The following is a 13,128-nucleotide window of genomic DNA, read 5'->3' as shown; positions in this document are numbered from 1 at the left end:
ATAGGGTTCAGCCCATCAGGCCCGCACGAAAATCGTCCATCGCCTGCATCAGTTCTTTTCGTGTGTTCATCACGAAGGGCCCGTGTTGTGCGATGGGCTCGTTTAAGGGCCTCCCCGCAATCAAGATTGCGCGAGAGTTTTCATTTGCACGTAGCTTGATGCCGTCGCCTTCATTTGAAAGTATCGCCATGCGCTTGCAGGGGACAGCGGTCGTCACGTCCCCTTGCATCACATCTAAGCTACCTCGGTACACATACACAAAGGCGTTGTAGTCGGTCGGTAATGTCTGCTCAAAAATAGCACCCGTCCTTTCGGGAAAGTGCAGGTCAAAGAACTGTGGGTCTGTGTCTTCTTTCAGCATGGCACCGTCTGTGCCATGTGTGGTGCCAGCAATGACCCGCACCAGCACACCACTCTTGGTGGTGACTTCAGGAATGTTTTCACTCTGAATGTCGCGGTAACCTGGGGCGCACAGTTTGTTTTTAGCTGGGAGGTTCAGCCACAGCTGAAAACCTTCCATCACACCTTCCTCTTGTTCGGGCATTTCGCTGTGTGTCAGTCCACGACCTGCGGTCATCCACTGCACGCCGCCGTTTTGTAGAAGGCCCTCATGTCCGCCGCTGTCTTTGTGGCGCATGCGACCCGCGATCATGTATGTGATTGTCTCGAAACCTCGGTGTGGGTGGTTAGGAAAGCCGGCAATGTAGTCGCCGGGCTTGTCGCTTCCAAATGCATCTAGCATCAAAAACGGGTCGAGGCGTTTTTGTAAATCTTGGGTGAGTAATCGCGTTAGTCGCACACCCGCACCGTCCTGTGTATCGAACCCCACCACCAGCCGCTCGACGCCGCGCGCGTGATTGATTGTGTTCATTTGGCTTGTCTTGTCCATGAAGTGGTCCTTTGAAAGATGTAACCTCTGCGTCGCTATATTGGCGAAGTCTGCTGCTGTTTATGCTTTTAACTTCTGGGTCAAGGCTTTAATTCTGACCTAGAAACCGCACTCGCTTCATTCGCAAGAGCGCCCTAGTAAAATCGCCTGCTGTTAAGCAGTGCTGCGTATAGCCACTGCATATTTGTGTTTGGCACATCAAAGGTTGGTTTATATGTTGTATCCCCAAGAGTTTGATGTCATCGTTGTCGGTGGTGGCCACGCAGGCACCGAAGCCGCATTGGCTGCGGCACGTATGGGCGCCAAAACGCTACTTTTAAGCCACAACATCGAAACCTTAGGCCAGATGAGCTGCAACCCGTCCATAGGCGGCATTGGCAAAGGTCACCTAGTCAAGGAGATTGACGCTTTGGGTGGAGGCATGGCTTTGGCCACGGACGAGTCGGGCATTCAGTTCCGCATTCTCAATAGCTCCAAAGGGCCTGCCGTGCGAGCAACGCGCGCTCAAGCGGACCGCATTTTGTACAAGGCGGCCATTCGTCGCATGCTGGAAAATCAGCCCAACTTGTGGCTCTTTCAACAAGCAGTGGACGACTTGATGGTGGAGGGCGGTCGCGTGGTCGGCGCTTGCACCCAAGCAGGCATTCGTTTCCGCAGCCGGACGGTGGTGCTAACGGCGGGTACGTTCTTGGACGGCAAGATCCATGTGGGCATGAGTAACTTCGCAGGGGGTCGCGCCGGTGATCCGCCCGCACTTAGCCTGTCGGCAAGACTTAAAGAACTCAAGTTGCCTCAAGGCCGCTTAAAAACTGGCACGCCCCCGCGCATTGACGGCCGTACGATTGACTTCAACCAATGCACTGAGCAACCGGGTGACGGCGTGGCGAATCAAACCGAAACAGGTGCGCGTTCGGCGGGCGTGTTGGGCGAGGTGCCTGTGTTTAGCTTTATGGGTCGTGCGTCTATGCACCCACAACACATGCCGTGCTGGATCACCCACACCAATCAGCGCACGCACGACATCATTCGTTCTGGCTTTGATCGCAGCCCCATGTTCACCGGCAAAATCGAAGGCGTGGGCCCGCGTTATTGCCCTAGCGTGGAGGACAAGATCAATCGGTTTGCCGACAAAGACAGCCATCAAATTTTCTTAGAGCCCGAAGGCTTAACAACTCACGAGTACTACCCCAACGGCATCAGCACCAGCCTGCCATTTGATATTCAGTACGACTTGGTTCGCTCCATGAAGGGTTTGGAAAACGCACACATTATTCGTCCCGGTTACGCCATCGAATACGACTACTTTGATCCGCGCGAGCTTAAGCGTAGCTTTGAAACTCGCGCCATCGAAGGCCTGTTCTTTGCCGGCCAGATCAATGGCACCACGGGTTATGAAGAGGCCGCCGCCCAAGGTTTGTATGCCGGTATCAACGCCGCCCTGCAATGCCGCAGTTTGGTTGGCGCGGCCAACGATTTTGGTGGCGTTTGGACGCCGGGCCGCGACCAGGCCTACTTGGGCGTGTTGGTGGACGACCTCACCACCAAGGGCGTGACAGAGCCCTACCGCATGTTCACCAGCCGAGCAGAATTTCGCCTGCAGCTACGCGAAGACAATGCCGACGTTCGCTTGACCGAAGCGGGCCGCCAAATGGGTCTGGTGGACGACGCCCGATGGGAGGCCTTCAGCCGCAAGCAAGAGGCTGTTTCACGTGAAACAGAACGGCTTAAATCCACCTGGGTCAGCCCGCGCAACCTGCCTGCTGCCGAGTCCGAGCGCGTGATGGGTAAGGCGATTGACCGCGAGTACAACCTGGCCGACTTGCTTCGCCGCCCTGACGTAAGCTACCAAGGCCTGATGTCTTTGGATGGCGCCAAATATCAAAGCCAAGAGGTGGTCGAAGGTTTTGCGGGCGACGATGTTTCACGTGAAACCACTCGCGCCATTATTGAGCAGATTGAGATAACCGCCAAATACTCTGGCTACATCGATCGGCAGCGCGACGAAGTAGAGAGGGCGGCGCATTATGAAAACCTCAAGCTGCCCGAAGATTTAGATTACAACCAAGTCGCCGCGCTTTCGATTGAGTCGCGACAACGTCTGAGCCGCCAGCGGCCCGAAACTTTGGGCCAGGCGTCGCGAATGTCGGGCATCACGCCGGCTGCTATTTCTTTGTTGCTTATTCATTTGAAGCGCGCCCGCGTCAAAGGCTTTGCTCAACCGGTCTCAGCCAACAATTCGGCCGAGGCTGTCTGATGCATTTGCTGTTGCCAGCCTTGCAAAAAGGCTTAGACGCTTTGGGCTTGTCTTTGACCGAAACTCAGCAAGTTCAGTTGTTGGCCTACATGGATTTGATCGGTAAGTGGAACAAGGTTTACAACTTGACCGCAGTTCGTGATGCCAACGAGATGCTCACGCATCACTTGCTCGACAGCTTGGCCGTTGTTGCGCCGTTGCGACGAGAGTTGGCAAAGTTAAGCCGGCCCACTTCGGATTTGGCTGCAAGCTCTGTGGCCGTCGAAGCTTTGGGTGACGCCAAAGGCCGAGAAGACAAATTTTCCTTGCTCGATGTCGGCGCCGGCGCCGGCCTGCCCGGCATAGTCATTGCCATCACCTGCCCCGAAGTCTCGGTGACATGCGTCGATGCGGTGGCCAAAAAGGCAGCCTTTGTCCAACAGGTGGCGGCCGCCATTAAGCTGCCTAATCTCAAAGGGCTGCACGCCCGGGTTGAAAGCTTGACCCATCCCTATGACGTGGTGTGCTCACGCGCATTCGCTTCGCTGCACGACTTCACTTGTTGGTCTCAACACGCCTTGACCAAACATGGTGTTTGGATGGCCATGAAAGGCAGGCATCCAGATCAAGAGCTGGCCGCGCTGCCCGAAAGCGTCAATGTGTTTCACGTGGAACAGCTCCATGTGCCCGGCTTGGATGCCGAGCGCTGTATCGTTTGGATGCGCGGTTAAACTCCTCTCAGTTTTACATCTGAGTCATCTATGTTTGGTATCGCGGACTACGGCGCCTTCGTCGTGGCCATCATTGTCTTTTTGGCCATACCCGGCCCCGGTAACTTGGCTTTGCTCACCGCAACAGGCAAGGGCGGTATTCGTGCGGGAATGGCCGCTACGCTGGGTGTGATCGTCGGCGACCAGGTGTTACTGTGGTTGGCGGTGGCGGGCTTGTCGGCGGTGTTGATTAACTATCCCAGTTTGTACAGCTCGCTCAAATGGGTGGGCGCTGCTTATTTGATGGGATTGGGCTACTCCTTATTCAATGCCAAGCCGGGCGATGCACCTGTGCTGGAAATGAAGTCCGAGCAGTACATTCGCCAGGGCTTGCTCATCACCGTGCTCAACCCCAAGGCGATTGTGTTTTACATGGCATTCTTTCCCTTGTTTGTGGATCCAAAAATCCATCAAGGGCTCATCACGTTCGCTGTGATGGCGGCCACCATTGCGGCGCTCACTTTGGCGTATGGTTTGGTCGTCGTGTTGTTGGCCCATCATCTGGCCGAGCGTGTGCGCGCCAACCCGCTAGCAACCACCATGCTTAACAAAGTTGCGGGCGCCTTGTTGATGGGCTTTGCCATCAAGCTGGCCTTGTTTTAATTATTTTCTGTCTCTTTCGAAAGCTCTGAATGGCCAAAATATTTTGCGTAGCCAACCAAAAAGGTGGCGTTGGTAAAACCACCACCACCGTCAACTTGGCGGCTGGTTTGGCCTTTGTGGGTCAGCGCGTTTTGATGATTGACCTGGACCCACAAGGTAACGCCACCATGAGCTCGGGCGTGGACAAGCGCGAAATGGAACTTTCTATCTACGATGTGCTGTTAGAAGAAGCCACGATCGCCGAAGCCCGCCTCCGAAGCAATTGGGGCACAGATGGTGTACGCGCCAAAATCCCCACTTACGACGTGCTGGGCGCCAACCGCGATTTGGCTGGAGCCGAAGTTGAGCTGGTGTCTTTGGAGAGGCGGGAAGCGCGCCTCAAGCAAGCCTTGGCTGTGGTGGACGCCGAATATGACTTTGTGTTGATCGATTGCCCGCCCTCGCTTTCCATGCTCACACTCAACGGCCTGTGCGCCGCGCATGGCGTGATCGTGCCGATGCAGTGTGAATACTTTGCACTTGAAGGGCTGACCGACTTGGTCAACACCATCAAACAAGTGCATGCCAACCTCAACCGCGAACTCAAAATCATTGGCTTGTTGCGCGTGATGTTTGACCCCCGCATCACCCTTCAACAGCAAGTGAGCGATCAGCTCATGGATCACTTTGGTGACAAAGTCTTTGCCGCCGTTATACCTCGCAACGTCCGTTTGGCCGAAGCGCCAAGCTACGGTTTGCCGGGCGTGGTGTTTGATCCAACAGCCAAAGGCAGCCATGCCTTTGTGGACTTTGCGCAAGAAATGGTTGAGCGCGTCAAAACGCTTTAACCCTAGCCGTGGCATCTACCGCCCTCATCCTCCCCGGTTGGCACAACAGCGGGCCTGACCACTGGCAAAGCCTGTGGCAGAGCACGCACGGGTACGCTCGAATCGAGCAGCACAACTGGGATTTCCCGTTGCGCGGTGACTGGATGATGCAACTCGAAGAAACCGTGCTCAAAAGCCCTGGCGTTGTTCTGGTCGCGCACAGCTTAAGCTGCGTGTTGGTGGCTGCTTGGGCCGCCCATTCTCAGCATGCACACAAGGTTAAAGGTGCTTTGTTGGTGGCCCCTGCAGATGTTGAGCGCTCCGAAATGCAACATTTGCTGCACAGTTGGAGCCCCATCGTGCGCGAGCGTTTGCCGTTTCAAAGCACCGTCGCCGTCAGCCGCAATGACCCCTATTGCTCCCTCATGAGAGCCAGCGCGATGGCCCACGCCTGGGGTTCGAGCTTGGTCGACTGTGGCATGTGCGGCCACATCAACACCGATTCACGCCTAGGCGATTGGCCCGAAGGCTTTGCCCTTTTACAAGATTTATTGAAAGAAGAAACTCCCCATGGTCACTAAAAAAACAAAAGGTTTAGGACGCGGCCTTGAAGCCTTGCTCGGCCCCAAAGTGGACGACAGCGTTGCCGCTCAAGCCGCGGCTGCGGATGGTCTTCCAAATGCCTTATTGCTTAGCCAACTTGTGCCTGGCATGTATCAGCCACGCACACGCATGGACGAGGGCGCTTTGTATGAGCTGGCCGAAAGCATCAAAGCACAAGGCATCATGCAACCTATTCTTGTGCGTCAACTCACCGATGGGCCCAACGCTGGCAAATACGAAATCATCGCGGGCGAACGCCGCAGCCGCGCCGCCAAAATAGCGGGCCTAGACAGCGTGCCCGTGTTGGTGCGCAACGTGCCCAACGAATCCGCCGCGGCCATGGCGTTGATTGAAAACATTCAGCGCGAAGACCTCAACCCGCTCGAAGAAGCCCAAGGCCTGCAACGCCTCATCAAAGAATTTGGGCTCACGCACGAGCTGGCCGCTCAAGCCGTGGGCCGCTCACGCAGTGCCGCTAGCAACTTGCTGCGCTTGCTTAATTTGGCCGAGCCCGTGCAGTCCATGCTGATGGCTGGCGACATCGACATGGGCCACGCCCGTGCCTTGTTGTCGCTTGACCGTGGCACGCAAATTACCGCGGCCAATCAAATTAGCGCCAAAAAAATGTCGGTGCGCGAAGCCGAAAGCTTGGTCAAAAAACTCAGCGCCGAGTTCAACCTCGTGCCGCAAAAGCCTAAGAGCGAAAAGTCACGCGACATTAAACGCGTGGAAGAAGAACTTTCCGACTTGCTCACCGCACAAGTGGAAGTGCGCGTTAAAAAACGCGTCAAGCGTCATGGCAGAGTAGAGGAGTTGGGAGAGCTAGCCATTCAATTTGGCTCCATCGACGAACTCAACGGACTGATTGACAAACTGCGCAGGCCATAAAAAAACATGCTTGACAAACTGCACAACGTCTTCTTGCCCAAGAGCTTTTTTCAAGGCTCTCAGTTAGAGCGTCGTCGCAGTTTGTTGATGTTTATGTTGTTTGTGGTGGGCGCCTGTTCATTGCCGTTTTATTATATTTATCAGCCGGACTACGACCACGTTGCTAATTTGGTGGGCACGTTGGGTTATTGGTGGTTGTTGGTATTGCTTTTGTGCCACGCCCCTTTGGTGCTGGTTGCACACGGGACACTGCTGTGGTCAATTTCATATGTCGCTTATTTAGCGGCCATGACGGGCGGCATCAACTCGCCCATGATGGTGTGGATGGTTGCTGTGGTCCTGCCCGGAATTTTGTTTCTCGAGCGAGCGGGTGCCATGTTTTGGATGGTGGCCGTTTTGTGTGCCAATCTATTGCTGCTACTTGTTAGCAAGTATGGTTTGGTTAACAGCGACATCAACATGGCCAACGACGTCATGGCTTGGACGCTGGCCAATAAATTGTTTGTCATCAGCTTGGCGATGTATGTAGTGTTTGTGACCGAGCGCATGCACCGCAGCCAAGCAGAGGAAATGGACCAAAGCAATGCCGAGCTAGAGCAAACGCAGCAAGCGCTTATTCGGGCACAGGCACACAAAGAAGAATTTATTGCCTCTGTGGGCCACGAGCTTCGCACCCCTATGAATGCGATATTGGGGCTCAACGGCATCTTGCGTGCCGAACTGGCGGCCCGCCCAGAAGACGCAGAAGTGGTAGACCACATTCGCCAATCGACCGAACAGCTCTTGCAAGTGGTTAACGATATTTTAGATTTCTCACAGCTGCAAGCCGGGCGCCTGACGCTTCACCTTGAAGACTTTGCCTTGCGCGAAACCCTGACCGCGCTCGTTGCAAGCTATGACAAACAGGCTCAAGCCAAAGGCCTGACGCTCAATCTAGAAGCCTCGGCTGTGCACAACATGTGGGTCAAAGCCGATCGCCGGCGCTTGCTGCAAGTGCTCAAGAACTTGTTAGACAACGCCATCAAGTTCACGGCCCAAGGCACGGTGGCAATCCGTGCGCAAAGCTTAGGCGGCGGTGTTTTGTTTGAAGTGCAAGACTCTGGCATCGGCATCGCCGTAGACAGACAAAAGCAAATTTTTGCTGGGTTTGAATATGCCGATGTACAAACCAATCGCCAATACGGTGGCACGGGTTTGGGCTTGTCCATTTGCGAACGTTTGGTCAGCCTGCAAGGAGGCAGCCTTGGTGTGAGTAGCGTGCAGGGGCAAGGCTCGCGGTTTTGGTTTTCGCTGCCATTGCGCAGCATCGCCGTCAAAGAGGCACAAGCTGCAGCACAAATGGCGCGTCAGTTGGTGGATCAGCCTTTTCACATTTTGTTGGTTGACGACAACGCGGTGAACTTGTTGGTCGCTCGCATGATGCTAAAAAAATGCTTTCCCGAAGCGAAGATTGTCGAGGCAAGCAGTGGCGCCATTGCCTTAGAAAAATTGCGCACACAACACTTTGATTTATGTCTCATGGACATGGTCATGCCAGAGATGGACGGCATGCAAGCAACCGAGCGGCTGCGACGCGACTATGCGGCGCCCACCTGCCACACGCCCGTGCTGGCACTCACTGCCAGTGCCAACCCGGTCGACCATGACCGTTGTTTGGCTTCGGGTATGAACGATGTGCTGCACAAACCCTTGGATGAGCAGCAACTAATTTCAAAAATCTCCCACGCACTCGCACAGCACACTCTAAGGGACCAGTTATGAGTCGCGGGCTGCTTTATCGCGTAACCGCTTGGACCGTGCCAAGGTTGCCTGTCAAATTCAGGGATGGGCGCATGCCCTACCTTTTCTTTGTGATTTGGTTGCTGATTGTTGCCATGGTCATCTTGGCCTTGATCACGCCCTATCCCAATGGCGTGCCTGTTCCTTTATTCTTTGCCGGTGTGCTGTTGGTGTTGCAAGTCTTGTTCATTTTGGGTTTGCCGTTTTCAGTTGCGGTCAATATCGGTTTATTGGCCGCCTTGTTGCAGGTGTGTTACGCAGCGTCGATGTCGGGTGGTATTTTTTCGCCGCGTATGGCCTGGATGGTGGCCATTCCCATGATTCCCTTTTATGCCGTCAGCCGCAAGTCTGGCTTGGTATGGTTTGTGTTGGTAATGTTGACTGATCTTGCCATGGCCTATGTCACGTGGCAGGGTTGGCTGCCCCACAACCCCAACATGGGTGCGGCGCAAGTCATGTCGGCGTACGCCAGTTATACGGTGGTTACGTTGATCGTTTTCACGGTTCCGTTTCTGTTCGACAATTTGTTTCGCCAAGCCTACAAAGCCAGCGCGCAACGCAACCTAGAACTCGACGAAAACCGCAAAGAGCTCTTACGCACCTTGGCCTTGCGAGAGCAATTTATCGCCACGGTCAGCCACGAATTGCGCACACCGATGAACGCCATTTTGGGTTTCAACAATCTGCTGCTCGCACGATCGACAGACAACCCGCAGGCACTCAAAATCTTAAACCACACCCGTCAGTCAGCGGACCACCTGTTGACTGTTATCAACGACGTGTTGGACTACTCACAGTTGCAAGCAGGCAAGATCAAGGTGCAAAGCGAAACCTTTGCGCTTCGCGATACGGTTCACACAGCGTTCGACCTATTCGCCCAACGCGTTGAGAGCATGCACCTGAACTACACCTGCACCATCGACGACACCGTGCCGCAATGGGTGTATGCGGACCGCCATCGCTTGATGCAAGTTTTGGTCAACCTGCTGGGCAACGCCATCAAATTCACGCACCAAGGGCATGTCACATTGCATGTGCGTCAGCAGCCCTTGTGCGTGCATTTTTCGGTCCGCGATAGCGGCATTGGTATTTCACAAGCACAGCAGCCCAAAATTTTTCAGCGCTTTGTACAAGCCGATGATGACATTCAATCGCGCTACGGGGGCAACGGCTTAGGGCTGTCCATCACCCAGCGTTTGGTGGAGATCATGGGGGGTCACGTCGGCTTTGAAAGCAAATTAGGCGTGGGTTCAATTTTTTGGTTTACCTTGCCTTTGGTAGAGGTGGCGCCGCCGCCAGCGGACGTGTCACACTCGGTCCAGCGCAGCACGCCAGTGGAAGCTGTACAGCGATTTTTGGTGGTGGACGATCACCCCATCAACCGTTTGTTGGTTCGCCAAATCCTTAAAAACCATTGGAAAAACTGCGAGCTTGTTGAGGCCGAGAACGGACTTAAAGCGTTAGAAGCTTTGCGTCAACAAGACTTTGACGTGATCTTGATGGACATGGTCATGCCCGAGATGGACGGCATCGAAGCCACCACTTCCTTGCGGCTGACCTTTGATCAGCCCACGCGCGACACGCCAGTGTTGGGCCTCACCGCCAACGTGAACCCTCTGGACCTAGAGCGTTTTGCCGCAGCCGGTGTGAACTCTGTTGTGCTCAAACCATTTGATGCAAACAAACTCTGCGTACAGGTTGACGAAATGCTTAGAGAGAAAAAATCTTCCCTGGGTTCATGATGTTGTGCGGGTCCAATGCCCGTTTGATGGTGCGCATCATGTCCACCGCGCCTTCACCCGTTTCGGCGCGCAAGAAATCCATCTTGTGCAAACCTATTCCGTGTTCGCCAGTGCAGGTGCCGCCCAAGGCCAAGGCGCGCATCACCAGTTTGTGGTTTAAGTCTTCTGCGGTGGCGCACTCGGTGGGGTTGTTGGGGTCAATCAAATACCCAAAATGGAAATTGCCATCACCCACATGTCCTACCAAAAAGTAGGGCAGGCCTGTGGCATCTGCCTCGACGATGGAGTCGAGCAAACAATCGGCCAGCCTGCTGATCGGCACACAGGTGTCGGTGCTGATCGCGCGGCATCCGGGCTTGCTTTGAATGGCTGCAAAGTAGGCGTTGTGTCGCGCAGTCCACAACCGTGTGCGTTCTTCCGGCGTGGTGGCCCACTCAAACGAAAGACCGCCATGGTCGGCCGCAATTTCTTGTACCGTTTCGGCTTGCTCTTTCACGCCCGCGGGTGAGCCGTGAAACTCCATCAACAACATCGGCTTTTCGGCCAAATTCAGTTTGGCGTACTTGTTCACCATGCCAATGGTGTTGCCGTCCAACAGCTCTACCCGTGCGATAGGCACGCCCATTTGAATGATGGCAATGGTGGTGTGCACGGCAGCCTCGATACTGGGGAACGAACACACCGCCGCAGACACCGCCTCGGGCAGCGGGTAAATGCGCAATGTAATTTCGGTCATCACGCCCAACGTGCCTTCGCTGCCCACAAAGAGCCGCGTCAAGTCGTATCCCGCCGCCGATTTTTTGGCCCGCGTGCCCGTGCGAATCACCTCGCCGCTGGCTGTGACCACCTCGAGCGCCAACACGTTCTCGCGCATCGTGCCGTAACGCACCGCGTTCGTCCCGCTGGCACGCGTGGCGCTCATGCCGCCAATCGACGCATCCGCGCCAGGGTCAATGGGGAAAAACAGCCCCGTGCTTTTGATCTCTTCGTTCAATTGCTTGCGCGTCACACCGGGCTGCACCGTCACCGTCAAGTCCTCGGCGTTGATGCTCAGCACTTGGTTCATGCGGCTCACGTCCACGCTGATGCCGCCTTGCACCGCCAGCAAGTGGCCTTCGAGTGAAGATCCCACACCAAACGGAATCACGGGCACCTTGAATTGCGCAGCTAGCTTGACCGCATCCTCCACATCTTGCGTGCTCTCGGCAAACACCACCGCTGCCGGTGGTGGCACGTGCGTGAACGCCGATTCATCGCGGCCATGTTGCTCACGAATCACCTGTGCGGTTGAGCAGTTCGCGCCAAAACGCACCTGCAATGCAGCAAGCATGTCGGCAGGCACGTTGCGTTGTGACACGGCGGGCGTGAGAAGGTGGGGGTGGGTAGGTGCGTTCACGGTGTGTCTCCTGAGTATTCACTGATTTTATGGATGACTTGCCAAAAGCCGCAGCATACATACAATGTAATTATGAATACTTTGAAGTTTGAGTGGGATGAAAGCAAGGCAGGAGCAAATCTTAAGAAACATGGCGTTAGTTTTGACGAGGCGCGAACTGTGTTTTTTGATGAGCGTGCCAAGTTGATTGGTGATCCTGAACACTCAGAAGATGAAGATTGTTTCATCTTGCTAGGGTTAAGTAGTTCTTTGCGAGTCATGGTGGTTTGTCATTGCAATCGAAGCTCTGGCAACATCATTCGTCTCATCTCCGCACGTAAGGCAACCGCCAGCGAATCCAAGTTTTACCCATAAGGTGCAACATGAAAAAAGAATACGACTTTTCAAACGCACGTAAGAACCCTTACGCATCGCAGCTTAAAAAGCAAATCACCATACGTTTAGATGAAGACGCCATTACGTACTTCAAAGGCATTTCAGATCAGGTGGGTATTCCATACCAAAGCCTGATCAACTTGTATTTGCGCGACTGCGCTGCATCACATCGCAAGCTGAACTTGCAGTGGAAATAACTAAAGCTAGAAACATCACAAGGCACACCACATGAGCAACCGACTTACACAAATCGCCACACGCACCGGTGACGCTGGCACCACCGGCTTAGGCAACAACCAACGGGTGTCCAAAAACAGCCTGCGCGTGCACGCCATGGGCGAGGTGGATGAACTCAACTCCAACATTGGCGTATTGCTTTGCGAGGACATGCCTCATGAGGTGCGCGACCTGTTGGTCGAAATCCAGCACCAGTTATTTAACCTCGGTGGCGAACTGTCCATTCCCGGCTTTGAACTGCTCAAAGAAGAAGCTGTGCAAGCGCTTGACGACGCGCTCGAGATTCACAACGCCCAACTGCCCAAACTTTTAGAGTTCATCTTGCCCGCCGGCACTCGGGGCGCCGCGCATGCTCATGTCTGCCGCACCGTGGCAAGGCGTGCCGAACGTGCGGTGGTGGCCTTAGGCAACGAAGAAGCCATAGGCGAAGCCCCCCGCCAATACCTAAATCGACTGAGCGACCTCATGTTCGTCTTGGCCCGCGTGCTTAACCGCTTGAATGGTGGCGATGATGCGTATTGGAAAAGCGAGCGATTGAAGCGCAACGAGGCCTGAGCCTGAAACGGGGACCCCGCCTCCCCCAATGCATAAACAAGCGGCATAAGCCGAGCGCCATATGCCATAAGGCGTACGCCACGTGGCGGATAGACGAACGTGTTGAGAATCAAGAGAATATCAATTATTAATTTCATCAATTTATTGAGGAAATTGATAGATTTTTGAGGTTCTTAACGATTTTCGTCTGGCCGCCATGCATTACAAACACATCCAACGTGCGCCCCTTTGGCAAGTCGTTATCGCCGTCAT

Annotated in this window: 13 protein-coding genes; 11 read left to right on the top strand and 2 right to left on the bottom strand. The window is 54.6% G+C overall.

Going from position 1 to position 13,128, the window contains the following annotated elements; genetic code table 11:
• Positions 1–7 precede the first annotated feature (7 nt).
• Positions 8–871: a pirin family protein gene (locus tag ABWP81_RS03720; RefSeq protein WP_353139575.1), complete on the bottom strand. Its 864-nt coding sequence runs from the start codon at positions 869–871 to the stop codon at positions 8–10.
• Positions 872–1,103: 232 nt separating this feature from the next.
• On the opposite strand from ABWP81_RS03720, the gene mnmG reads away from it, so the two are divergent.
• The 8 genes from mnmG (at position 1,104) to ABWP81_RS03680 (ending at position 10,313) form a co-directional block, all read left to right on the top strand.
• Entirely contained in the window at positions 1,104–3,143 is a 2,040-nt protein-coding gene (mnmG, locus tag ABWP81_RS03715; RefSeq protein ID WP_353139572.1) for a tRNA uridine-5-carboxymethylaminomethyl(34) synthesis enzyme MnmG, read from the top strand.
• The gene (gene rsmG, locus ABWP81_RS03710) at positions 3,143–3,853 is read left to right on the top strand and encodes a 16S rRNA (guanine(527)-N(7))-methyltransferase RsmG (protein WP_353139569.1); all 711 of its coding nucleotides are present in this window, start codon (positions 3,143–3,145) and stop codon (positions 3,851–3,853) included. Before mnmG ends, rsmG begins: the two co-directional genes overlap by 1 nt.
• A 30-nt stretch (positions 3,854–3,883) precedes the next feature.
• Positions 3,884–4,495: a LysE family translocator gene (locus ABWP81_RS03705; RefSeq protein WP_353139566.1), complete on the top strand. Its 612-nt coding sequence runs from the start codon at positions 3,884–3,886 to the stop codon at positions 4,493–4,495.
• A 29-nt stretch (positions 4,496–4,524) separates the two neighbouring features.
• Positions 4,525–5,322 carry a ParA family protein gene (locus ABWP81_RS03700; RefSeq protein WP_353139563.1) on the top strand — a complete coding sequence of 266 codons (798 nt, stop codon included), beginning with the start codon at positions 4,525–4,527 and terminating at the stop codon, positions 5,320–5,322.
• 8 nt (positions 5,323–5,330) lie between these two features.
• Positions 5,331–5,882, top strand: coding sequence for an RBBP9/YdeN family alpha/beta hydrolase (locus ABWP81_RS03695; RefSeq protein WP_353135971.1), 552 nt, complete (start codon positions 5,331–5,333; stop codon positions 5,880–5,882).
• The gene (locus ABWP81_RS03690; protein ID WP_353135974.1) at positions 5,872–6,792 is read left to right on the top strand and encodes a ParB/RepB/Spo0J family partition protein; all 921 of its coding nucleotides are present in this window, start codon (positions 5,872–5,874) and stop codon (positions 6,790–6,792) included. Before ABWP81_RS03695 ends, ABWP81_RS03690 begins: the two co-directional genes overlap by 11 nt.
• A gap of 6 nt (positions 6,793–6,798) precedes the next feature.
• Positions 6,799–8,553 (top strand): hybrid sensor histidine kinase/response regulator, encoded by a 1,755-nt coding sequence (locus ABWP81_RS03685; protein WP_353139560.1) that lies wholly within the window; start codon positions 6,799–6,801, stop codon positions 8,551–8,553.
• Between the two features lie 71 nt (positions 8,554–8,624).
• Positions 8,625–10,313, top strand: a complete 1,689-nt coding sequence (locus tag ABWP81_RS03680) for an ATP-binding protein (protein ID WP_353139557.1) — start codon at positions 8,625–8,627, stop codon at positions 10,311–10,313.
• Here the strand turns inward: ABWP81_RS03680 and ABWP81_RS03675 are convergent.
• Complete coding sequence (locus tag ABWP81_RS03675) at positions 10,282–11,709, bottom strand: FAD-binding oxidoreductase (RefSeq protein ID WP_353139554.1); 1,428 nt, start codon at positions 11,707–11,709, stop codon at positions 10,282–10,284. The genes ABWP81_RS03680 and ABWP81_RS03675 overlap by 32 nt on opposite strands.
• A gap of 72 nt (positions 11,710–11,781) precedes the next feature.
• Between ABWP81_RS03675 and ABWP81_RS03670 the strand changes: the two genes are divergently transcribed.
• Genes ABWP81_RS03670 through ABWP81_RS03660 form a run of 3 tightly spaced genes read left to right on the top strand, consistent with a single transcriptional unit; the run spans position 11,782 to position 12,876 of the window.
• On the top strand, positions 11,782–12,063 hold the full coding sequence (locus ABWP81_RS03670; RefSeq protein ID WP_353139551.1) for a BrnT family toxin: 282 nt from the start codon (positions 11,782–11,784) through the stop codon (positions 12,061–12,063).
• 8 nt (positions 12,064–12,071) lie between these two features.
• A complete protein-coding gene (locus ABWP81_RS03665) occupies positions 12,072–12,281 on the top strand; it encodes a BrnA antitoxin family protein (RefSeq protein ID WP_353135989.1) in 210 nt (69 codons plus the stop codon).
• Between the two features lie 31 nt (positions 12,282–12,312).
• Positions 12,313–12,876 carry a cob(I)yrinic acid a,c-diamide adenosyltransferase gene (locus ABWP81_RS03660; protein ID WP_353135992.1) on the top strand — a complete coding sequence of 188 codons (564 nt, stop codon included), beginning with the start codon at positions 12,313–12,315 and terminating at the stop codon, positions 12,874–12,876.
• Positions 12,877–13,128 lie beyond the last annotated feature (252 nt).

The organism is Limnohabitans sp. (assembly GCF_040401135.1).
Taxonomy (GTDB): domain Bacteria; phylum Pseudomonadota; class Gammaproteobacteria; order Burkholderiales; family Burkholderiaceae_C; genus Limnohabitans.
This window is presented reverse-complemented; position numbering and strand designations above follow the sequence as displayed.

Bases quoted from the DNA above. Each gene is read 5' to 3' on its own strand.
- ABWP81_RS03720 (WP_353139575.1), bottom strand. From the start codon at position 871: ATGAACACAATCAATCACGCGCGCGGCGTCGAGCGGCTGGTGGTGGGG.
- mnmG (WP_353139572.1), top strand. From the start codon at position 1,104: ATGTTGTATCCCCAAGAGTTTGATGTCATCGTTGTCGGTGGTGGCCAC.
- rsmG (WP_353139569.1), top strand. From the start codon at position 3,143: ATGCATTTGCTGTTGCCAGCCTTGCAAAAAGGCTTAGACGCTTTGGGC.
- ABWP81_RS03705 (WP_353139566.1), top strand. From the start codon at position 3,884: ATGTTTGGTATCGCGGACTACGGCGCCTTCGTCGTGGCCATCATTGTC.
- ABWP81_RS03700 (WP_353139563.1), top strand. From the start codon at position 4,525: ATGGCCAAAATATTTTGCGTAGCCAACCAAAAAGGTGGCGTTGGTAAA.
- ABWP81_RS03690 (WP_353135974.1), top strand. From the start codon at position 5,872: ATGGTCACTAAAAAAACAAAAGGTTTAGGACGCGGCCTTGAAGCCTTG.
- ABWP81_RS03685 (WP_353139560.1), top strand. From the start codon at position 6,799: ATGCTTGACAAACTGCACAACGTCTTCTTGCCCAAGAGCTTTTTTCAA.
- ABWP81_RS03680 (WP_353139557.1), top strand. From the start codon at position 8,625: ATGCCCTACCTTTTCTTTGTGATTTGGTTGCTGATTGTTGCCATGGTC.
- ABWP81_RS03670 (WP_353139551.1), top strand. From the start codon at position 11,782: ATGAATACTTTGAAGTTTGAGTGGGATGAAAGCAAGGCAGGAGCAAAT.
- ABWP81_RS03665 (WP_353135989.1), top strand. From the start codon at position 12,072: ATGAAAAAAGAATACGACTTTTCAAACGCACGTAAGAACCCTTACGCA.
- ABWP81_RS03660 (WP_353135992.1), top strand. From the start codon at position 12,313: ATGAGCAACCGACTTACACAAATCGCCACACGCACCGGTGACGCTGGC.